This window comes from Clostridioides sp. ZZV14-6345, from assembly GCF_020657775.1.
GTDB lineage: Bacteria > Bacillota > Clostridia > Peptostreptococcales > Peptostreptococcaceae > Clostridioides > Clostridioides difficile_D.
Genome location: NZ_JAGWCX010000008.1, coordinates 1 through 22482 on the forward strand (window position 1 = coordinate 1; position 22482 = coordinate 22482).

Consider the following 22482-nt stretch of genomic DNA (forward strand, 5'->3'; position numbering starts at 1 on the left):
TGGGTGCATAGCTCAGCTGGATAGAGCAACGCCCTTCTAAGGCGTGTGTCCGGGGTTCGAATCCCTGTGCGCTCATTAAGAAAAGTTTACTATAGAATATAGTAAACTTTTATATTGTTTAAAAAGACACAGGATACATGTATATTACCTGTGTCTTTTTCTTTATAAACTTTAAACTATGTAAGAGTTACAGTATATTCATTAATATTGTAAACGTATGAAGGCTAATGTATAATAGTCTACAAGAAGTTTATGAAGGTATAAGTTATATGAAGTCTCAATTGGATAGGAGCTATATACATTATATTGTATAGTATTAATATATTTAAATAGCTTATGAATTTATTTATAAAGAAATTCATTTTACCTAAATAATAAGTATAAGTAATTATAAAAGAAAATTAGATACTATAAAGAATTGACAATTTAATGTAATATTTATAAGTTATGCTAAATGAATTATTATACTATGGATAATAGATATATGACTTTGAAAATATATGTGTTATTTTGGTTATAGAACAACTTACTTAGGTATAGAAGATAAATTTTGATGGTGATTTATAGTAAGACTATTAAAATAAATTTATCTAAACTAAATATCAAATAAATTACTACTTCAATATAAAAATGATATTAATAGGACAATGTTGATAATAGATAATATTTAAATTTTGCAGTTGTTTGTAGTTGATAAGTAGATTATTAAATTTTTACTAATGAATATATATTAAGTAAAGATATATTAAAGATATTTTATAGCATAAAATTGCATTAAGGCGCGAGTACTATTTTGTATTCGCGCCTTGATGGTTTGAATTATTTGAGTAAAAACTAACTTTAATAAAAATATATATTTATTGAATTGATATTTTTGATGTGTTTAGAGATTATTTAACAATCTCTGAATATAAAACTAGAATTATTTACACAAAAGTTAAATAGTTTGTATAGAGTTAGATTTATATAGTATAATACTTAGTGTAAATAATTAAGAAGTTATCAAACAGGAGGATAAAACTGTGTTAGATATAAATTCTTTTTTAAATGGATTTTTTAATATAATATTAAGAATGAGTATATATGATTTAATTGACATATCTATAGTAGCGTATATTTTTTACAAAATATTTATGTTTATAAAAGATACAAGAGCAGAACAAGTATTTAAAGGGATAATATTTCTTTTGTTAGCAACTCAACTTAGTAACACCTTTAAATTGCATACCGTTTATTGGATATCTCTTAAAGCTTTAGATTATGGAGTTATAGCTGCTCTTATAATTTTTCAACCAGAATTTAGAGCAGGGCTTGAGCATATAGGAAGAGCAAAGTTTAATTTATTTGGAAAGAATGTAAATACTTCTGAAGAAACTCTTAATAGAAATATAGAAGAAATTGTAGAAGCTTTATATTCACTTTCTAGACAAAAAATAGGAGCCCTTATCATAATGGAGAGAGAAACTAGAATAAGTGATATAATAAATACAGGAACTATTATTGATGCTGAAATTTCTAGACAACTATTAATAAATATATTTATACCAAATACACCATTACATGATGGAGCAGTTGTAATTAGAGATTCTAAGGTAAAAGCAGCTGCATGTTTCTTACCATTGACAGAAAGTAAGGACTTAAGTAAAGATTTAGGTACTAGACATAGAGCGGGAATAGGTGTAAGTGAGGTGTCTGACTGTATAACACTGATTGTATCAGAGGAAACAGGAGGCGTATCAATTGCTAAAGCAGGTAAGTTATATAGAGATATTTCTAGAGAAAGAATGATGAATATATTACGTAGTAATTTAAAAACAAATACAGAAACAAGAAGTTTTTTCAAAGGTGGTATATTTAAATGATAAATAGACTAAAAAATAATACCAAAATAAAAATAATATCATTTTTAAGTGCGATTGCACTATGGATGTATGTTATGGCTGTAGTTGACCCTGAAGAAACTAAAGGGTTTGAAGATATACCTGTATCTATAAGTAATATAAGTGATTTAAAAGATAAAAATCTTGTTATATATCCAGACGAAAAATTAACAGCAGATGTATATATAAAAGGTAGTCTATCAAAAGTACAAAGTGTTAAGAAAGAGGACATACATGTATATGGAACTATTGAAGATCCAATACAAGGACAAAAGGAAGTTTATTTAAAAGCAAACATTCCTCAAGGTGTCACTATAGAATTTAAGCATGATGTCTTAGTAGTAAACCTTGAAAAGAATATAAAAGAAAAAAGAGATATAAAGGTAGAAGTAAGTGGAAATTCAAAAAGAAATATAAATAAAATTGAACTTAATAAGGATTTTGTCGATGTATCGGGGCCAAGAACTCTAGTTAAAGAAGTAAAAAGTGTAAGAGCTAATTTAGATGTTGGCAATGAAACAGAAGATTTCTCTAAAAAATTGGAATTAATACCATTAAATAGCGATGGAACTAAAGTTGAAGGTGTAAAATTAAGTTCATCTTTTGTAACTGCGAAAATAGAATTATTAAAGGAAAAAACTGTACCAATAAGAGTAAATTTAAGTGATAATAAATATAATAATACATTGAAAAATTATAAATTAAGTAAGGAACAAGTTACAATAAAAGGTAAAAAAGAAAATATAGACAAAATAAATTATATTAAGACAAAACCTGTTGATTTAGCTGATTTAGCTAATGGAGAAGAAAAAGAAGTTAGCTTAGATATTCCAGAAGGGATAACTCTCGAGGATAGTTCTATAACAATAAAATTGAATGAGACAAAACAATTGAGTGCAGATTTTCTATATACTGCAGGTGATATTGAGTTAAGGAATATTCCAGCAAATATGGATAATCCAAGTATAATTTCTGATATAGATATAAAAGTTGTCATAGAATCGACAGAAGATTTGAGTAAGTTAAATAAAAAAGATATTTCATTGTATATTGATTTATCACAAAGCCCTGAGAAAGATAGTAAATATAAAATAAAATATGAAACAACATATCAATTTAAAAAAATAAATATAGAACCTAATATTGTTGAAGTGGAATGAACAAATATTTCGAATATTTAGTTGTTACAAGATGCGACAAAAAAACCTATAAAATTAAGTTTGTTAATTTTATGTTTTTGTTGCATCTTGTTTATTTTAGTTATATTATAAAATAAGGACAATGAGATATTTGTTAAATCTAAAAAGCACTAAATATATGAAAAAAGACTGCTCAATAGATTTAAATAAATATTTTTGAATTAAATATTTCAATTATATCTAGGAAAACGTTGCTAAACGAGTTATAATTTAATTGAGATATAAAAAGTTCTATTTCAAAAAATTCAAGATGAGGTGGAAATGCATGAGAAGTTTTGAAGAAGTAATTAAGTTTGCAAAAGAAAGAGGTCCTAAAACTATATCAGTAGCATGTTGTCAAGATAAAGAAGTTTTAATGGCAGTTGAAATGGCTAGAAAAGAAAAAATAGCAAATGCTATTTTAGTAGGTGATATAGAAAAGACTAAAGAAATTGCAAAAAGCATAGACATGGATATCGAAAATTATGAACTGATAGATATAAAAGATTTAGCAGAGGCATCTCTAAAATCTGTTGAATTAGTTTCACAAGGAAAAGCCGACATGGTAATGAAAGGCTTAGTAGACACATCAATAATACTAAAAGCAGTTTTAAACAAAGAAGTAGGTCTTAGAACTGGAAATGTATTAAGTCATGTAGCAGTATTTGATGTAGAGGGATATGACAGATTATTTTTCGTAACTGACGCAGCTATGAACTTAGCTCCTGATACAAATACTAAAAAGCAAATCATAGAAAATGCTTGCACAGTAGCACATTCATTAGATATAAAAGAACCAAAAGTTGCTGCAATATGCGCAAAAGAAAAAGTAAATCCAAAAATGAAAGATACAGTTGAAGCGAAAGAGTTAGAAGAAATGTATGAACGAGGAGAAATCAAAGGTTGTATGGTTGGTGGACCTTTTGCAATTGATAATGCAGTGTCTTTAGAAGCTGCTAAACATAAAGGTATAAACCATCCTGTAGCAGGAAGAGCTGATATATTGTTAGCTCCAGATATAGAAGGTGGTAATATATTATATAAAGCTTTGGTATTCTTCTCAAAATCAAAAAATGCAGGAGTTATAGTTGGGGCTAAAGCGCCAATAATATTAACTTCTAGAGCAGACAGTGAAGAAACTAAACTTAACTCAATAGCTTTAGGTGTTTTAATGGCAGCGAAGGCTTAATTTTAAGGGGGAAATAGGCAAATGAGTAAAATATTTAAAATCTTAACAATAAATCCTGGTTCAACATCAACTAAAATAGCTGTATTTGATAATGAGGATTTAGTATTTGAAAAAACTTTAAGACATTCTTCAGAAGAAATAGGAAAATATGAGAAGGTGTCAGACCAATTTGAATTCCGTAAACAAGTAATAGAAGAAGCTCTAAAAGAAGGTGGAGTAAAAATATCTGAATTAGATGCTGTAGTAGGTAGAGGAGGACTTCTTAAACCTATAAAAGGTGGTACTTATTCAGTAAGTGCTGCTATGATTGAAGATTTAAAAGTAGGAGTTTTAGGAGAACATGCTTCAAACTTAGGTGGAATAATAGCAAAACAAATAGGTGAAGAAGTAAATGTTCCTTCATACATAGTAGACCCTGTTGTTGTGGATGAATTAGAAGATGTTGCTAGAATTTCTGGTATGCCTGAAATAAGTAGAGCAAGTGTAGTGCATGCTTTAAATCAAAAAGCAATAGCAAGAAGATATTCTAGAGAAATAAACGAGAAATATGAAGATATAAATCTTATAGTTGCCCACATGGGTGGAGGAGTTTCTGTTGGAGCTCATAAAAATGGTAGAATAGTAGATGTTGCAAACGCATTAGATGGGGAAGGACCTTTCTCTCCAGAAAGAAGTGGTGGATTACCAGTAGGTGCATTAGTAAAAATGTGCTTTAGTGGAAAATATACTCAAGATGAAATCAAAAAGAAAATAAAAGGTAATGGTGGGTTAGTTGCATACTTAAATACTAATGATGCTAGAGAAGTTGAAGAAAGAATAGAAGCTGGTGATGAAAAAGCTAAATTAGTATATGAAGCTATGGCATATCAAATCTCTAAAGAAATAGGAGCTAGTGCAGCAGTTCTTAAGGGAGATGTAAAAGCAATACTATTAACTGGTGGAATCGCATATTCAAAAATGTTTACAGAAATGATTGCAGATAGAGTTAAATTTGTAGCAGATGTAAAAGTTTATCCAGGTGAAGATGAAATGATTGCATTAGCTCAAGGTGGACTTAGAGTTTTAACTGGTGAAGAAGAGGCTCAAGTTTATGATAACTAATGATAAAAGAATAAGAATCATAACTGGTCACTATGGAAGTGGTAAAAGTGAATTTGCGATGAACTATGTTGTTAAGTTAAGAGATATGGTTTCTGGCAAAGTTGCTATAGCCGATTTAGATGTGGTAAATGTATACTTTAGAACTAGAGAAAAGAAAGAGTTAATGAAATCTTTAGGTATACAACCAATAGATAGTTCAATTAATGCTCCAACATTAGATTTACCAGCAGTATCAGCAGAAGTAATGTCTCCTATGGTGGATCATTCATACAATTCTGTTATAGATTTAGGTGGAGATAATGTGGGTGCTAGAGTTATAGGAAGATTTAGTCATTTGTTAAAAGAAGGCGACTATGATATGCTTTTTGTAATAAATGCAAATAGGGAGAAAACTCAAACTTCTGAAGAAGTTATCCAATATATAAAAGAAATAGAAAAATCTTCTAAATTAAAGGTAACAGGTCTAATTAATAATACTCATCTTATTAGATTTACTACTATTGATGATGTTTTAAGAGGTCAAAAAGTTGCAAAAGAAGTTTCTGAAAAATGTAATATACCTATAAGATATGTTGCATGTTTAGAAAATCTTGTTGAACAGTTACCAAAAGATTTAGAAGGAGAAATTTTTCCTATAAAATTATATATGAGAGAAGACTGGATGTAGTTTGAGCTCAAATATATAGAAAGTTTAAGGAGGCTTAGGTAAATGGCTAAAGGAAAAGTATCTTTTAATCAAGAACGTTGTAAAGGTTGTGGATTATGTGTTGAAGCATGTCCAGTAAAAATCATACAATTAGACTCAAATGTAATAAACAAAAAAGGGTATAACCCAGCAACTGTTTTTGAAATGGAAAAATGCATAGGATGTGCAAGTTGTGCAACTATGTGTCCAGATGTAGTTATAACAGTAGAAAGAGATTAATTTAATTAATATTTAAGGGGGAATTTTAATGGCTAAGATACTTATGAAAGGTAACGAAGCATTTGGAAAAGCAGCTATAGAAGCTGGCTGCAAGTATTTCTTCGGTTACCCAATAACTCCACAAAGTGAATTACCAGAATATTTATCAAGAGAGTTACCTAAAATAGGTGGAGCGTTCGTTCAAGCTGAATCAGAAGTTTCTGCGATAAACATGGTTTATGGTGGAGCAGGTGCAGGAGCAAGAGTTATGACTTCTTCATCTTCACCAGGAGTTGCTTTAAAACAAGAAGGTATAACATATGCAGTAGGAGCAGAAGTTCCTTGTGTTGTACTTAACGTAATGAGAGGTGGTCCAGGACTTGGAAGTATACAACCTTCACAAGCTGACTACTTCATGTCTACAAGAGGTGGAGGAAATGGAGACTACAGAACTCCAGTATTTGCACCAGCTACAGTTCAAGAAGCTGTTGATATGATAATGGAAGCTTTTGATGTTGCAGACTATTATAGATCACCAGTTATGGTAGTTGCAGATGGTATGATAGGTCAAATGATGGAGCCAGTTGAATTTAGAGCTCCTGAAAAGAAAAGAGAATTGCCTCCTAAAGATTGGGCAACTGTTGGAACTAAAGGAAAAAGAAAACCTAATGTAATAAACTCTCTATACTTAGAGCCAGAAGTACTAGAAGACCACTGCTGGCATTTACAAGAAAAATTTGATGCAATGGAAAAAAATGAAGTACAATACGAAATGTACAAAACAGAAGATGCTGAATTTGTATTTGCAGCTTATGGAACTACTTCAAGAGTAGTAAAAAGCGCAATTGATATATTAAGAGAAGAAGGAATAAAAGCAGGTCTTATAAGACCTAAAGTATTATGGCCATTCCCATTCGAAGCATTTAACCAAATTCCTAATGCTAGAAACATATTAACTGTTGAAATGAGTATGGGACAAATGGTGGAAGATGTTAAAATGGCAGTAGAAGGTAAATTACCAGTTTACTTCCATGGAAGACCAGGAGGAATGACTCCAACACCAGCAGAAATAGTTGAAAAAGCTAAAAAAATTATTGCCGGAGAATTGGTTGCAGGAGGTGCTAGATAATGGCTGTTGTATTTAAGAAAACTGAAGGATTACAAGATACTCAAACTCACTACTGTCCAGGATGTACACATGGTATAATCCATAGATTAGTTGGTGAAGTATTAGAAGAATTAGGAGTATTAGGTGATGCTGTAGGTGTTGTTCCAGTTGGATGTTCAGTTTTAGGATATAAATATTTTAACTGTGATACTCAAGAAGCTGCTCATGGTAGAGCACCAGCTGCAGCTACAGGAATAAAAAGAGTTCATCCTGAAAATACAGTATTCACTTATCAAGGTGATGGAGATTTAGCTTCAATCGGTACTGCTGAAATAGTTCATGCAGCTGCTAGAGGAGAGAAAATAACTACTATATTTGTAAACAATACAACTTATGGTATGACTGGTGGACAAATGGCTCCAACTACATTAGTTGGACAAAGAGCTACTACTGCTCAATCAGGAAGAAATGCTGAAACTCAAGGTTATCCAATAAGAGTAAGTGAAATGTTAGCTACATTAACAGGAGCTGTATTTGTAGAAAGAGTAGCAGTTGATACTCCAGCCCATGTTAGACAAGCTAAAAAAGCTATAAAGAAAGCATTCCAAGTTCAACAAGCAGGATTAGGATTTGGAATAGTAGAAGTATTATCTACTTGTCCTACAAACTGGGGACTGGCTCCAAACGATGCTTTACAATGGTTAAGAGACAATATGATACCATACTATCCATTAGGAAATTTCAAAAATGTTGAAGTTGAGGAGGTGAAGTAAATGTCTACAGCTAGAGTAATATGTGCAGGCTTCGGAGGCCAAGGTGTTATGTCTATGGGACAATTACTTACTTATGCAGGAATGCTAGAAGGAAAAGAAGTTTCTTGGTTACCATCTTATGGACCAGAAATGCGTGGAGGTACAGCAAACTGTGCAGTAACTGTATCTAATGAGCCAGTTGGTTCTCCACTTATAACAGATGATGCAACTGCAGCTATATTATTAAATATACCAGCATTTGAAAAATTCAAAGATGATGTTGTTCCTGGTGGAAAAATAATAGTAAATAGTTCTTTAATAAAAGAAAAAGTTGATAGAACAGATGTAGATGTTTATTATATACCAGCAAATGAATTAGCAGTTGAGTTAGGAAATGACAAAGTTGCTAATATGATAATGTTAGGAGCTTACTTAAAAGTAGCTGATACTGTAGATATAGAATCTGTATTAGAAGCATTTAAGAAAGTTTTCGGACCTAGAAAAGAAAAATTCGTTCCATTAAACAGAGAAGCTCTACAAAAAGGTATGGATGCTGCATGTTCTGGAGCAACTAACTAATAAAGAAAAAAGATGTCAAAAAAAAGACAATAGAATTATTTCTATTGTCTTTTTTGATGATAAGTATTAAAATGTTTTTATGACTGAAATTAAGAGTATAATGATATTTTATGAACTGTAAAAATATAATACAAATTGCAAGCTTTTCAATTATGAAAGGAGAATCTTTAGTGAGAAAGTATTTTGGAACTGATGGAGTCAGAGGAGTAGCAAATACAGAATTAACATGTGACTTAGCATATAAACTTGGTAGAGCTGGTGGTTTTGTTTTAGCTCAAGGAGACCACAGAGTAAAAGTAGTGGTAGGTAAAGATACAAGAATATCAGGAGATATGTTAGAAGCATCTTTAATATCAGGACTTATGTCTGTTGGATGTGATGTTATTACTGTTGGAATAATACCAACACCTGCAGTGGCATATTTAACTAGAAAATATGGTGCTGATTGTGGCGTGGTTATATCTGCATCTCATAATCCTGTTGAATATAATGGAATCAAATTCTTTAATAAGAATGGATATAAATTAGATGATGAAATTGAATTAAAAATAGAAGAGTATATAGATGATATAGACAAAATTGAATGTTTACCAATTGGTGAAAATGTAGGAAGAAGATTACATGAACATTATGCACAAAGGGACTATGTAGACTATTTGAAATCAATAATAAGCACTAATTTTAAAGGGTTAAAAGTAGTATTGGATTGTGCAAATGGTGCATCATATAAAGTAGCACCAATAGTGTTTGACGAATTAGGAGCAAGTGTAATTTCAATAAATAGTTCACCAGATGGAAATAATATAAATTATAAATGTGGTTCTACACATCCAGAACAACTTCAAAAAGCTGTTTTAGAACATAATGCTGACCTAGGTCTTGCATATGATGGAGATGCTGATAGATTAATTGCAGTAAATGAAAAGGGTCAAATTGTTGATGGAGACCATATAATGATATTGAGTGCTTTAAGTTTAAAGAAAAATAATAAATTAGCACAAGATACTTTAGTAGTTACAGTTATGAGTAATATAGGATTGACAATAGCTGCCAAAGATAATGGAATAAATTTATCTACTACAGCAGTTGGAGATAGATATGTTTTAGAAGATATGGTTAAGAATGGATATAATCTTGGTGGAGAGCAATCTGGACACATGATATTTTTAGATTACAATACTACTGGAGATGGAGTGCTTAGTTCTCTAATACTTGCAAATATAATCTTGCAAGAAAAGAAACCTTTATCAGAACTTGCATCAATAATGAGTCAATATCCACAAGTATTAGTAAATGCAACAATAAAAAATGAAAATAAGAACAAATATATGGAATATCCAGAAATAAAAACTGAGATAGAAAGAATAGAATCTATTTTAGATGGAAATGGTAGAGTTTTGATAAGACCATCAGGAACTGAGCCATTAGTTAGAGTTATGTTAGAGGGTAAAGAGGAAGGTCAAATAAAAGAATTAGCAACAAATTTAGCTAATCTTATACAAGAAAAATTATCGTAATTTACAAGGGTATTCTCAGATATAAAGACTGAGGACACCTTTCTAAGCGCCAGAACTTAGTTATAGACATAATTATTAAGTAATATATGAAACTAAGTTGACGAGGTCAGAGTTAATCGAATTGTCGGCGGATGCTCTGCGGTGTGTTTACCATCGAAAAACTTCTTTAAATAATAGGAGTAATCCTATGGACAAAGGGAAGCCAAAGTAAACTTATATGACCTAACTCTTAAAATATATAAATAATATTTTTAGGAGGACACAAATAATGTGTGGAATAGTTGGATATTTAGGAAGTAGAAAGGCAGCAGAAGTTATAGTAGAAGGGCTTTCTAAGTTAGAGTACAGAGGTTATGACTCAGCAGGAGTAGCAGTTAATAGTTCTAATGGAGAAGAGCTTAATATTAGAAAGTTTAAAGGTAGACTTTCTGTACTGGCAGAAGATTTAGAAAAGAATCCTATTGATGGAAATTTAGGAATAGGGCATACAAGATGGGCAACTCATGGAGAGCCATCTGATGTAAACTCACACCCTCATTTTAATCAAGCTAAAACAATAGCAGTTGTTCACAATGGGATAATAGAAAACTATATGGAAATAAAAGAAGAACTAATTGCTGAAGGTGTTAAGTTTGAATCTCAAACAGATACAGAAGTAATAGCACATTTAGTAGATAAATACTATGAGGGTAATTTATTAGATGCTGTATACAAAACTATATCAAAATTAAGAGGAGCTTATGCATTAGGTGTTATATGTAAAGAACATGGAAATGAATTAGTTGCAGTAAGAAAAGATAGTCCTCTTGTAGTTGGTGTTGGTGATGGTGAAAACTTTGTAGCATCAGATATACCTGCTTTATTAAAATATACTAGAGATGTTTATTTCTTAGAAAATGGAGAAGTAGTTCATCTAAAAAATGAAAATGTAACAGTTTATGACTCTAATAGAAATCTTGTAGAAAAAGAAGTATTTCATGTAACTTGGGATGTAGAGGCTGCATCTAAAGGTGGATATGATTACTTTATGTTAAAAGAAATTCATGAGCAGCCAACAGGAGTTAGAGAAACTCTAGAAAGAAGACTTGATGATAATGGAAATATAATCTTAGATAGTATAAATATTTCTAAGGAAGATTTAGAAAAAATAAATAAAGTTTATATTGTGGCTTGTGGAACAGCATATAATGCTGGTTTACTTGGCAAGTATGCTATAGAAAAATTGGTAAATATACCAGTAATAACTGATATAGCATCAGAATTTAGATATAGTGACCCATTTGTAGATGAAAATTCATTAGTAATATTAGTTAGCCAATCTGGTGAGACAGCAGATACTTTAGCAGTATTGAGGGATTCAAAGGCTAAAGGAGCAAGAATACTTTCAATAACTAATGTTGTAGGTTCATCTATAGCAAGAGAATCAGATGATGTATTCTATACTTGGGCAGGACCTGAAGTAGCAGTTGCATCGACTAAGGCATATACTACTCAAATAACTTCTTTATATATGATAGCTTTAGACTTTGCTATCAAAAAAGGAACAATAACTAGAGAATCTTATGATAGTATGATTTCTAAGATGAAAGAAATACCATCAAAAATACAAGAGATACTGGACAATGAAGAATATATAAAAGATGTTGCTAAAACAGTTGTTAGTTCTGAACATGCATTCTATTTAGGAAGAGGAATAGATTATAGTTTATCAATGGAAGGTTCATTAAAATTAAAAGAGATTTCATATATACATGCAGAAGCTTTTGCAGCAGGAGAGTTAAAGCATGGAACAATAGCTCTAATAGAAAAAGGAACTCCTGTAATTGCTATAGCTACTCAAGAGAAATTATTTGAAAAAATGGTTTCTAATATGGAAGAAGTGAGAGCAAGAGGAGCTTATGTTGTAGCAATCGCTCAAAGTCATAATAAAGATGTCGAGAAAGCTGCTGATAAAATAATCTATATACCAAATTCAGATGATATTTTATCTCCTATATTGGCTGTTGTACCAATGCAATTACTCGCTTACCATGTTTCTGTATTAAGAGGATGCGATGTTGATAAACCAAGAAATCTAGCAAAGTCAGTAACAGTTGAATAAAAACAGATTAAAAAGTGCATAGATAATATCTATTAGAAAAAACTCATTCTATTTGTTATAATGTTATAGAATGAGTTTTTTATTATAGATTAAAACTATTGATAATCTGGAGGTGTATTTGTATAAAAGAAGTAAAACTAAAACTAGAGACATTAAAAAAAATCGAAAAAAATAATGATAATTGTATAAATTGCAAAAAATGTTTTAATGTATGCCCTATGATGAAAGAATTTGGAAACTCACCAAGAGAACTTATGATAGATATTTTACAAAATAAATCAATAGATAAAAATATACCATATTCCTGCATGCTATGTGGAATATGTAAGATAGAGTGTCCAAAAGATATAGATTTAAAAGAAATGTTTTTTAATATAAGGAAAGAAATATTCCAAGAGAATCAGAAAGAATTAAATGATATAGGATATAGAACAATAAAATTCCATCAAACTAATAGTTTCTCTCGATTATTCTCAAAACAATTTATTAAAAAAAACACTAAGAAAATTTTTTTCCCAGGGTGTAGCTTTTCTAGCTATAGTAGTGACTTAGTATTAAAAACGTATAAGTATTTAGAAAATCATATAGAAAATATATCATTAGTTTTTGAATGTTGTGGCAAGCCTACTTTTTCTATGGGAGATACAAATAAATTTGATGAATATTATTCTAAAATAGACAAGCTATTTAGAGAAAATGATATAGAGGAAGTAATCGTTGCTTGTCCAAATTGTTTTAATACTATAAGAAATAATAGTGATATAAAAGTGATTTCAATATGGGAGGTAATAAAAGAATATGGACTTCCAGAAAAACTAAACAATCATTATGATGATCTAAATCAGAAATTTTTATTACATGACCCATGTCCTATAAGAAATGAACATAATATACATGAGTCAGTTAGAGAGATACTAGATTTTATGGGAATAAAAGTAATTGAATTTGAAAAAAATAGAGAGAATACAGAATGTTGTGGTTCTGGAGGTATGGTAAGGGTTACTAATAGTAAAGTTGCTATAAACCAGACCCAAAATAGAGCAAATAATGAAAAAACAGATTATGTAATCTCATACTGTCAATCTTGTTGTGAGTCTATGTTAATGGCAGATAAAAAAGTACTACATGTATTAGATTTTATTTTTGATGTTGATGTTATAAATAAAAATAGATTAACCCAGAAAAAAACATTATCTATTAAAAAATGGAGCACAAGGTATAAAGGAATAGCATTAGCAAAGAAGATGAATATAGAAACTTAATAAATGCACATAAAAAGTATATAAGCTAATGAAAGGAAATGATATGTTAGATACACATGCAAGAAAATATGTAGAGCCATTTATAAGCAAAGGAGCAGAGTTCTTTTTAAAACTTAAATTAACCCCAAATAACGTAACAATAATAGCGCTTATAGTTGGAATATCTACGTCTTTATTTATATATCTCGATATGAAAGTGCTAGCAATAATTACATTATGGGTTTCAGGATACTTAGATGCTGTAGATGGTGATATGGCTAGAAGTAGTAATAAAACATCCTTATTTGGAACATTAATGGATATTACTTTTGATAGAATAGTAGAAATAAGTATGATTTTAGTATTTGGTTTGAAGATGATTGATGTAAGATTAAATCTAATGATTCTTTTAAGTAGTATTCTTATGTCAATGACTATATTTTTAACTGTTGGTGCTTTAACTGATAAAAAAGGTATGAAATCATTTTATTATCAAGCTGGCGTAGCTGAAAGGAGTGAGGGATTTATACTTTTTACTTTGATGATTTTATTTCAAAGTTATATTGGGATAATAGCAAATATATTTTCTATAGTAGTTTTATTTACAGCAGTTCAAAGATTACTAGAAGCAAAAAAAATATTATAAATTAATTTTCGAGAGGGGAAAAAATGAAAAAAAGGATATTAACAATACTATTATGTTTAGGACTTATATTTGGATTGGTAGGGTGCTCAAATAACGATAAAAAAGAAGAGCCTCAAAAAGACATATTAGAAAGTAGCAATGAAGAGATTTTAAAATCTGCAAAAGGTACAACAGTTAACTTTTATGGATATGGTGGAAATGAAGTAATGAATAAATGGTTTGATAGTTATGTAATTCCAAAGATGAAAGAAGACTATGACATAACTGTAAAAAGAGTAGGAATGGATATAGAAAACATTCTTAATAAACTATTGTCAGAAAAACAAGCTGGAAATGCTAACGGCACTATAGATGTAGTTTGGATAAATGGAGAAAACTTTAAAACAGCAAAAGAAAATGAATTACTATTTGGACCCTTTGTAGATAAACTTTCTAATTATAAAAAGTATATTGATTCATCTTCTGAGGATATTACTACAGATTTTGGAGTGAAAGTAGATGGTATGGAAGCTCCTTGGGGTAAATCTCAATTTGCAGTTGTAACAGATACGTCTAAGATTAATACAAAAATAACTAATGCAGAAACACTAAAAGAAGTAATTGCATCTAATCCTGGTAAATTTACTTATCCAGCTCCACCGGATTTTACAGGAAGTGCATTTGTTAGAAATATAATATATGATGTAGTAGGATATGAGAAAGTAAAAAATTTACCAGAAGATGAAGCTAAAGTAAAACAAGCCATACAACCAGCTATGGACTATCTTAAAGAAATAAAACCATACTTATGGAATAAAGGTAAAACCTATCCTGCGACATCTTCTCAGTTAGATAATATGTATTCAGATAATGAAACTTATTTTACAATGACTTATGCTCCAAATGTATTATTAGGAAGAATCGCAAATGGAGAGTTTAGTAAATCTACAAAAGCAATAGAATTTGAAAAAGGAAATATAAGCAATACACATTTTGTTGCTATACCAGATAATTCTCAAAATAAAGAAGGTGCAATAGCATTAATAGATTTCTTAATGAGTATAGATGCACAGTCTTCTAAAACAGAAACTAAAAATTGGGGAGACACATCTGTTTTAGATATGAAAAAGATTCCAAGTGAAGATGTTAAGAAATTTAGTGAAACTATAGTATTAAAAAATTCAGTCCCAGAATTAAAAGCAGGAATAGTACCAATAATAGAAAAAATATGGATTCAAGAGGTACTAGAAAGTGAAAAGTAAAATAATTAATGATAAAATAATGCCATACTTATTAATAGCACCTGTATCTGTAATCTTGATACTTATAATGGGTGTAGGAATTATAAATTGTATCTCGCAAAGCCTAGGATTTTTTCCTCAGATTGGTCTTAATCAAATTACACTAAGTTATTATAGAGAAATTTTTAGAGATTCTAATTTTTTAGAGTCTCTTATCTTTAGTTTGAAGATTTCTTTAGTATCATCAATTCTAGCTGTTATTATAGGAATACTTTTAGCATATATAATGTCTCAAAATAGATTTTCTAAAGTTAGATATATGATTCTAAATATTCCACTAATAGTTCCACATATAATAGTTGTATTATTAGTATTTATAATATTTTCTCAAACAGGCATAGTTTCAAGAGTATTTTACCTTTTCCATATAATAAAAGATTCATCTGAATTTATATCAATGGTTTCTGATAAAAATGGAATAGGAATAATTTTAGTTTACCTGTGGAAAGGAGTACCATATATAACCCTAATGGTTTATAATATATTGAAAAATATAAATGATAATCTACAACAAGTATCTATAAATTTAGGTGCGAGTAAACTTCAAACTTTTAGATATATAGTGTTACCACTTGCAATGCCAACAATAATTTCTTCATTTATAATAATTTTTGCTTTTTCGTTTGGTTCTTTTGAAGTTCCTTTTTTAATAGGAGCATCAACTCCAAAAGCATTACCAGTTCAAGCATATCTAATCTATACTAGCTCAGATTTAATGCAAAGACCAATATCAATGTGTATCAATGTTGTATTATCTGGAATAAGTTTCATACTATTAATAATTTATAATAGATTTTTTAATAAAATATCAAAATATAATGTATAGGAGTATTTATGAATAAAAAATTTAATATAGTTCTCAATATCATGCTTGTAGTTATTATAGCTCCTATAATACTATTGGCAATATGGGGAGTTGTAAATACATGGCCATTTCCAAATCTTTTACCTAAGGAGTTTTCATTAAGAGGATTTAGATATATTTTGGATATAAGTAATCTGAATATTATTTTGAGAAGTATTATAATATCAATAATTGTAGTCTTAATCACTATTTTACTAAGCATACCAGCATCTAAAGCATTAGCATTATATAATTTTAAAGGAAAGAGATTTTGTGAGTTACTAATATTATCTCCAATTATAATTCCACTAATATCTATTGCTATGGGTATACATATAGCATTTATAAGAATAGGTCTAGCCAATAATATTTTGGGAGTCATTATTATAAATATACTTCCATGCATACCCTATTCAGTTCGAATAATAACAGATGTCTATAAATTAATAGGTGATAATTTAGAGATACAAGCTAAAGTACTTGGTGCAAATAGATTTAATACATTTAGATATGTTACTTTACCTTTGATTTTACCAGGGATATTGGGTGCATCAAGTATGTCTTTTATAATATCCTTTAGTCAATATTTTTTGACTCTTCTTATAAGCGGAGGTAGTGTCATAACTTATCCAATGATTATGTTTCCGTATATACAAAGTGGTGACAGAACAATAGCATCTTTGTATGGTATGTTATTTTTAACAATAAGTTTATTTATCTTAATAATAATAGAATACAATGTAAAAAAGAAATATAAGTATATTCAAAATACAAGGCTATTTTAGTTTGATTGGAGGTGTAACAATTGTCATCAGTTAAACTTGTAAATTTATGTAAAAGTTTTAACAAAATAAAAGTTTTAAACAATATAAATTTGGATATAAAAGAAGGAGAAATAGTTTCTCTTTTAGGTCCATCCGGTTGTGGGAAAAGTACTACTTTAAAATTAATTGCCGGTATTTTACATCCTGATTACGGAGATATACTTTTAAATAATGAATCCATATTAGATATACCTATAGGAAAAAGAGATACTGTAATAGTTTTTCAAGATTATTTACTATTTCCCCATATGACTTTATATGAAAATATAGAATTTGGACTTAAGATGAAAAAAATAAACACGAACATAAGAAAAAGTAAAATAAATAATCTTATAAATTTAGTTAAGTTAAAAGGATATGAAAATAAATATCCAAGTGAACTCTCAGGAGGACAACAACAACGTGTGGCAATAGCGAGGTCTTTAGCAATAAATCCAAAGGTGTTATTATTAGATGAGCCATTCTCAAATTTAGATATTAATTTACGAAATGATATGAGAGAATTTGTATTAGGATTACAAAAACATCTAAAGATAACAACCATATTAGTAACACATGACAAAGAAGAAGCGTTGATGATGAGTGATAGAATAGCAGTTATATTAAATGGTGAAGTTAAACAATTCGACACTCCATGCAATCTTTATGAAAATCCTAAGAGCAGAGAAGTTGCGAATATATTTGGAGAAAAAAATTATTTAATAGGAAATATAAGAAACGGCGAGTTTATAAATGATATAATTTCTATTAAATTAAATAAATATGAAAATATAAATATAGATAATGTCGAGTTAATGATACCAAAAGAAAATATAATCCTAAAAACGATTAATAATGATATAGGAAGAGAAGGGACTATATTAAAAAAGAGATATGCAGGAGATAAAGTTTACTATGATGTAGATATTGATGGAATGGTATTAAAAGCTAGTAGTAACAATAATTTATATGATATAAATGAAAAGGTAGATGTGCTTATAGAACCAAAAAAAATTCTATTCTTTTCGCTTGAAATATAGAAAAAAACTATAGATGTAAATTAAGTAAATAAGTATCAAATATATTTTAATTTTGTTATAATGAATTCGAATACCATAATAAAATAAGATTTTATATAAAAAAGGAATATTTTTAATATTTGGAGGGTAATTTTATGAAGTTTAGTAAAAGATTTAAAGTTTTAGTTATTGGTTTAACTTTAGTATTAACATTAGGGAGTGTAGTTGGTTGTAATTCTAAAGAATCAGAAAAATCAAAAGAATCTTATCAAAGCCAAGATAAGGCTAGTTATAAGGAAGCTACAGGGGAAGAAGCTGTAAAAATGATGAAGAAAAATAAAGAGTTATTGATACTAGATGTAAGAGGTGCAGAGGACTATGCTAAAGGTCATATTACAAATGGTATAAATATATCAGTAGATGATTTAGAAGATAAATTAAGTGATTTAGAGGGATATAAGGATAAAACTATATTAGCATATTGTAATTCAGGTAATAAAAGTGCAAAAGCTGCTGAAATATTAGTAAAAAATGGATTTAAAGATGTATATAATGCAGAAGGTGTAAAGGATTTTGATTATGGATTAGTTACGTATAATGATATAACTGCACCTGAAATGTTGAAGTTAATAAGTGAAAATAAAGATGCTATAGTAATAGATTCTAGAAAGTCAAAAGAGTTTGAAACTGGACACTTAAAAGAATCTATCAATATACCATTGGAAGATACAGAAAAGAAAATGGGAGAACTTGATAAAAATAAGAATATAATCTTATACTGTAGAACTGGAAATAGAAGTGGACAAGCAGCTAAAATACTTTCAGAGAATGGATTTACAAAAGTATACAATTCAATTGATGGCGTAGATGAATATGATTTTGATTTAGTTAAGTAGATTTAAAATAATAAAAGATTGAGTAGAAATCCGAGTACAAATTATGTCAAAGAAATTCAGAGAAGAATATAGGAGAAGATTTTTTGCTAATGTTAAATCAATTTCTATAGAAGATTTTGAAGAGAAAGTACAAGATGAGTCTTTGGATATAGTTTATACTCGTTTAAATGAGGTATTAACATATGCAAATTTTATGGTATGGAGTATTGATGATTTAAATACAATTGAAACAGGAGAGCAAGATAGAATTTTGTAAAAAATATAATAGAATTGTTTAAAATGAAGGTATATTCAGTTTATTGAGTTGAATATACCTTTATTATGTTTTAAAATATAAATGTAGTTATAATATGATTATATAAATATAACTTATTTAAACATATTATTAGCAACATAGAATTATAAATTTGTATTATGAGGTGTGAGATATGATTAGCAAAGACAAAAAAGTAAAGTTAAAAGCGGAAGGTATATTGGCTCAAAGCCAGGAAGGATATTTCTCAATAAGAATATTGAGTAGAGCTGGAAACTTTACAGCAGAACAACTTATCAATTTATCAAAGTTATCTGAAAAATACGGCAGAGGTTATTTAGGTGTTACAACTAGATTAGCTGTTGAAATACCATGGATAAAGTATGAAGATATAGATTCAATAAAAGAAGATTTGAAAGCAGTAGGTTTAAAACATGGTGGTACAGGAAAAAAAGTAAGACCATTAGTTGCATGTAAAGGCACTGTATGTCAACATGGAATCTATGATACACAAGAACTATGTGGAAAGTTACATGATTCATATTTTGGGTATGATTTGCCATCTAAAACTAAGATTACTTTAGTTGGATGTCCAAACAATTGTGCAAAGGCTAATACTAATGATGTGGGTATTGTAGGACAAGTATATGTAAAATTTAATGAAGATAAATGTAAGAATTGTGGATTGTGTACATCATCTTGTAGACAAAAATCAGTTTATATGGAAAACAAAAAATTAGTGTGGAACGAAGAAGAGTGTGTAAATTGTGGTAAATGTGCTCAAGTATGTCCATTTGGAGCTATGGAAGTTGATAAAAAAGGGTTAGCCGTTTATCTTGGTGGTAGAATGGGAAGAGGTTATAGATTTGGGGATAGACTTAGCAATTTATATACAGAAGAAAATATAGAAGAATTAGTGCAAGACATATTTGATACATATAAAAAATTAGCAAGCCCAGGAGAAAGAATAAGTAAAGTGTTAGAGAGAATTGGTATTGAAGAGTTTGAAAGACATTTAATGAATATAAAATCCCAAAGTGCATAAAAATATATATTGAGAAAGTATATCTCTCTTAAATTTGTTAATAATTCTATTATACAGAAAAACATATTTAAGGGGGATTTTTTATTATGAAAAGAATAAAATTAGCTATAAGCTTTTTTATATTAATGATTATAGGAGTAACAATATCTTATGCAGATACAAGTATAAATACTAGATATAATAGATTAACTAATGCTCTTGAAATTTCAGAAGCAGATTTCAAATTTTATAATGTCAAAATTAATTCTGTTATAAATTATAATTTATCAAATCAGGAATTTTATAATATTTTTATAGAAATAATTAACAATCTAAAGTTAGATGAAAAAGGAATAAATTGGAACAAAAAAGGGTCTGGCGATAAAATGCAATTGTGTGCTACTATAAAAGGTAGCGATAAAGAAATTTCTATAAAAGGAATAAACAAAAATAATAAAGAAAGTTACATAATAGTTGACATATTGGATAACAAAGTATATAAACATAAAGAGGATATTTGTAATAACGTAGAAAATGTGTTAAATAAATATTCATATCAAGTAGATGTGTCTGCTTGTATTGTTGGAGAATACACAAAAAGGTTACAAAACAACAAATATGATGATATTTTACAAAAAATATTATATAATATGAGTGCTAAGCAAATAGATAAAGTGAAGGACGTAAACTTTTTATCTATAACAGCATATAGTAAAGTATTAAATGATGATGATTTAGAATATTTAGGGGAAAAAATTAATTTAAATATAGGAATCAAATACAATGAGGATGATGAAAAAACACTCATATATATTGCCACACCAATTATAAAATTAGATTATTAATTATGAGGAGATCAAAAAATATGGCTAAGATAATAGTAAAAAAGAGTAATCCACTTAAAGGTAGTGTTAAAATAGATGGTGCAAAAAATGCAGTTTTACCAATAATAGCAGCGACTTTATTAGCAAACGGAAAATCAACATTAAATGGAGTACCAAATTTAAGAGATGTTCATGTTATATCAGATTTATTGAGACATATAGGAGCAGAAGTTGAATATAAAGAAAATACACTTACTGTTGATGCAAGTAATATAAAAACTTGTGAAGCTCCATATGAGCTTGTAAGAAAAATGAGGGCTTCTTTTTTGGTTATGGGACCATTACTTGCTAGATTTAATAGTACAAAAATTTCTATGCCAGGAGGATGTGCTATAGGAACAAGACCTATAGACTTACATCTAAAAGGATTTAAAGCTTTAGGAGCAAAGATAGAGATGGACCATGGTTTTGTTGAAGCAGCAACAGAAAAATTAGTAGGAAATAAATTATATTTAGACTTTCCATCTGTTGGAGCAACTGAAAACATAATGATGGCAGCTTCTTTAGCAGAGGGTACTACAATAATAGAAAATGCAGCAGAGGAGCCAGAAATAGTAGATTTAGCAAATTTCTTGAATGAAATGGGAGCAGATGTTAAAGGCGCAGGTACTAACACTATAAAGATAAACGGTGTTAAAGAGTTAAAAGGAGCAGAGCATAATGTAATTCCAGACAGAATAGAAGCAGCAACTTATATGGTTGCAGCAGCTATGACAAAAGGTGATATAACTGTTGAAAATGTTTTAATGGAGCATTTAAAACCAGTCGTAGCTAAATTAAGAGAAGCTGGTTGTGAAATTACAGAAATGGACAATTCTGTAAGAGTAGTAGGTCCTAAAGTATTAAAACCAATAGATATAAAAACTTTACCACATCCAGGATTTCCTACAGATGTTCAAGCACAATTTATGGCTATGCTTACTGTAGCTAATGGAACTGGTGTAGTTATAGAAACTGTTTTTGAAAATAGATTTATGCATGTTGCTGAGTTCAATAGAATGGGTGCTAATATAAAAATAGATGGAAGAAGTGCGGTTGTTAATGGTGTAGATGAGCTACATGGTGCAGCAGTAAATGCTACTGATTTAAGAGCAGGGGCAGCACTTATTTTATGTGGTCTTATAGCAGAAGGAGAAACTCAAATAGGAGAAATATACCATATTCAAAGAGGCTATGTTGATATAGATAAGAAGATAACAGCATTAGGTGGTCAAATCGAAATAGTAGAAGATTAATAATTGGTTTAGAGAAGAAAGTTATAAATTAATAGGGTTGTTCATATA

Annotated in this window: 22 protein-coding genes and 1 tRNA gene; all 23 read left to right on the plus strand. The window is 29.2% G+C overall.

Features of this window, described 5'->3' with window-relative positions; genetic code table 11:
• The first annotated feature begins 1 nt into the window (after position 1).
• A tRNA-Arg gene (locus tag KGF39_RS03185) sits at positions 2 to 75 on the plus strand.
• 947 nt (positions 76 to 1022) lie between these two features.
• On the plus strand, positions 1023 to 1862 hold the full coding sequence (gene cdaA / locus KGF39_RS03190; protein WP_003420697.1) for a diadenylate cyclase CdaA: 840 nt from the start codon (positions 1023 to 1025) through the stop codon (positions 1860 to 1862).
• Complete coding sequence (locus tag KGF39_RS03195; RefSeq protein ID WP_227821162.1) at positions 1859 to 3040, plus strand: CdaR family protein; 1182 nt, start codon at positions 1859 to 1861, stop codon at positions 3038 to 3040. Before cdaA ends, KGF39_RS03195 begins: the two co-directional genes overlap by 4 nt.
• A gap of 304 nt (positions 3041 to 3344) precedes the next feature.
• Positions 3345 to 4247, plus strand: a complete 903-nt coding sequence (gene ptb, locus KGF39_RS03200; protein WP_054272842.1) for a phosphate butyryltransferase — start codon at positions 3345 to 3347, stop codon at positions 4245 to 4247.
• Positions 4248 to 4268: 21 nt separating this feature from the next.
• On the plus strand, positions 4269 to 5348 hold the full coding sequence (gene buk, locus KGF39_RS03205) for a butyrate kinase (RefSeq protein ID WP_227821163.1): 1080 nt from the start codon (positions 4269 to 4271) through the stop codon (positions 5346 to 5348).
• Positions 5338 to 6015 carry a hypothetical protein gene (locus KGF39_RS03210; RefSeq protein ID WP_003420704.1) on the plus strand — a complete coding sequence of 226 codons (678 nt, stop codon included), beginning with the start codon at positions 5338 to 5340 and terminating at the stop codon, positions 6013 to 6015. The genes buk and KGF39_RS03210 overlap by 11 nt, the downstream gene beginning before the upstream one ends.
• A gap of 42 nt (positions 6016 to 6057) precedes the next feature.
• Positions 6058 to 6273 (plus strand): 4Fe-4S binding protein, encoded by a 216-nt coding sequence (locus KGF39_RS03215; RefSeq protein WP_003420706.1) that lies wholly within the window; start codon positions 6058 to 6060, stop codon positions 6271 to 6273.
• Between the two features lie 28 nt (positions 6274 to 6301).
• The gene (locus tag KGF39_RS03220; RefSeq protein ID WP_003432442.1) at positions 6302 to 7381 is read left to right on the plus strand and encodes a 3-methyl-2-oxobutanoate dehydrogenase subunit VorB; all 1080 of its coding nucleotides are present in this window, start codon (positions 6302 to 6304) and stop codon (positions 7379 to 7381) included.
• Positions 7381 to 8133, plus strand: a complete 753-nt coding sequence (locus tag KGF39_RS03225) for a thiamine pyrophosphate-dependent enzyme (protein ID WP_003420710.1) — start codon at positions 7381 to 7383, stop codon at positions 8131 to 8133. Before KGF39_RS03220 ends, KGF39_RS03225 begins: the two co-directional genes overlap by 1 nt.
• Positions 8134 to 8691 (plus strand): 2-oxoacid:acceptor oxidoreductase family protein, encoded by a 558-nt coding sequence (locus KGF39_RS03230; RefSeq protein ID WP_227821164.1) that lies wholly within the window; start codon positions 8134 to 8136, stop codon positions 8689 to 8691.
• Between the two features lie 170 nt (positions 8692 to 8861).
• Complete coding sequence (gene glmM, locus KGF39_RS03235) at positions 8862 to 10208, plus strand: phosphoglucosamine mutase (RefSeq protein ID WP_227821165.1); 1347 nt, start codon at positions 8862 to 8864, stop codon at positions 10206 to 10208.
• 268 nt (positions 10209 to 10476) lie between these two features.
• The gene (gene glmS, locus KGF39_RS03240) at positions 10477 to 12309 is read left to right on the plus strand and encodes a glutamine--fructose-6-phosphate transaminase (isomerizing) (protein WP_227821166.1); all 1833 of its coding nucleotides are present in this window, start codon (positions 10477 to 10479) and stop codon (positions 12307 to 12309) included.
• A gap of 98 nt (positions 12310 to 12407) precedes the next feature.
• A complete protein-coding gene (locus KGF39_RS03245; RefSeq protein ID WP_227821167.1) occupies positions 12408 to 13571 on the plus strand; it encodes a (Fe-S)-binding protein in 1164 nt (387 codons plus the stop codon).
• A gap of 28 nt (positions 13572 to 13599) precedes the next feature.
• On the plus strand, positions 13600 to 14196 hold the full coding sequence (locus KGF39_RS03250) for a CDP-alcohol phosphatidyltransferase family protein (protein ID WP_227821168.1): 597 nt from the start codon (positions 13600 to 13602) through the stop codon (positions 14194 to 14196).
• Positions 14197 to 14219: 23 nt separating this feature from the next.
• The gene (locus KGF39_RS03255; RefSeq protein ID WP_227821169.1) at positions 14220 to 15437 is read left to right on the plus strand and encodes an ABC transporter substrate-binding protein; all 1218 of its coding nucleotides are present in this window, start codon (positions 14220 to 14222) and stop codon (positions 15435 to 15437) included.
• Entirely contained in the window at positions 15427 to 16302 is an 876-nt protein-coding gene (locus KGF39_RS03260; RefSeq protein ID WP_227821170.1) for an ABC transporter permease subunit, read from the plus strand. The genes KGF39_RS03255 and KGF39_RS03260 overlap by 11 nt, the downstream gene beginning before the upstream one ends.
• Before the next feature lie 8 nt (positions 16303 to 16310).
• The gene (locus KGF39_RS03265; protein WP_227821171.1) at positions 16311 to 17105 is read left to right on the plus strand and encodes an ABC transporter permease subunit; all 795 of its coding nucleotides are present in this window, start codon (positions 16311 to 16313) and stop codon (positions 17103 to 17105) included.
• Positions 17106 to 17125: 20 nt separating this feature from the next.
• Positions 17126 to 18163 carry an ABC transporter ATP-binding protein gene (locus tag KGF39_RS03270; protein ID WP_227821172.1) on the plus strand — a complete coding sequence of 346 codons (1038 nt, stop codon included), beginning with the start codon at positions 17126 to 17128 and terminating at the stop codon, positions 18161 to 18163.
• Positions 18164 to 18297: 134 nt separating this feature from the next.
• The gene (locus KGF39_RS03275; RefSeq protein ID WP_227821173.1) at positions 18298 to 19038 is read left to right on the plus strand and encodes a rhodanese-like domain-containing protein; all 741 of its coding nucleotides are present in this window, start codon (positions 18298 to 18300) and stop codon (positions 19036 to 19038) included.
• Positions 19039 to 19081: 43 nt separating this feature from the next.
• Positions 19082 to 19294: a hypothetical protein gene (locus KGF39_RS03280; RefSeq protein WP_227821174.1), complete on the plus strand. Its 213-nt coding sequence runs from the start codon at positions 19082 to 19084 to the stop codon at positions 19292 to 19294.
• Between the two features lie 172 nt (positions 19295 to 19466).
• Positions 19467 to 20336 carry a 4Fe-4S binding protein gene (locus KGF39_RS03285; protein WP_227821175.1) on the plus strand — a complete coding sequence of 290 codons (870 nt, stop codon included), beginning with the start codon at positions 19467 to 19469 and terminating at the stop codon, positions 20334 to 20336.
• An 86-nt stretch (positions 20337 to 20422) separates the two neighbouring features.
• The gene (locus KGF39_RS03290) at positions 20423 to 21160 is read left to right on the plus strand and encodes a YwmB family TATA-box binding protein (protein WP_054272850.1); all 738 of its coding nucleotides are present in this window, start codon (positions 20423 to 20425) and stop codon (positions 21158 to 21160) included.
• A 20-nt stretch (positions 21161 to 21180) separates the two neighbouring features.
• Complete coding sequence (gene murA / locus KGF39_RS03295) at positions 21181 to 22434, plus strand: UDP-N-acetylglucosamine 1-carboxyvinyltransferase (RefSeq protein ID WP_227821176.1); 1254 nt, start codon at positions 21181 to 21183, stop codon at positions 22432 to 22434.
• The last annotated feature ends 48 nt before the right edge of the window (positions 22435 to 22482 follow it).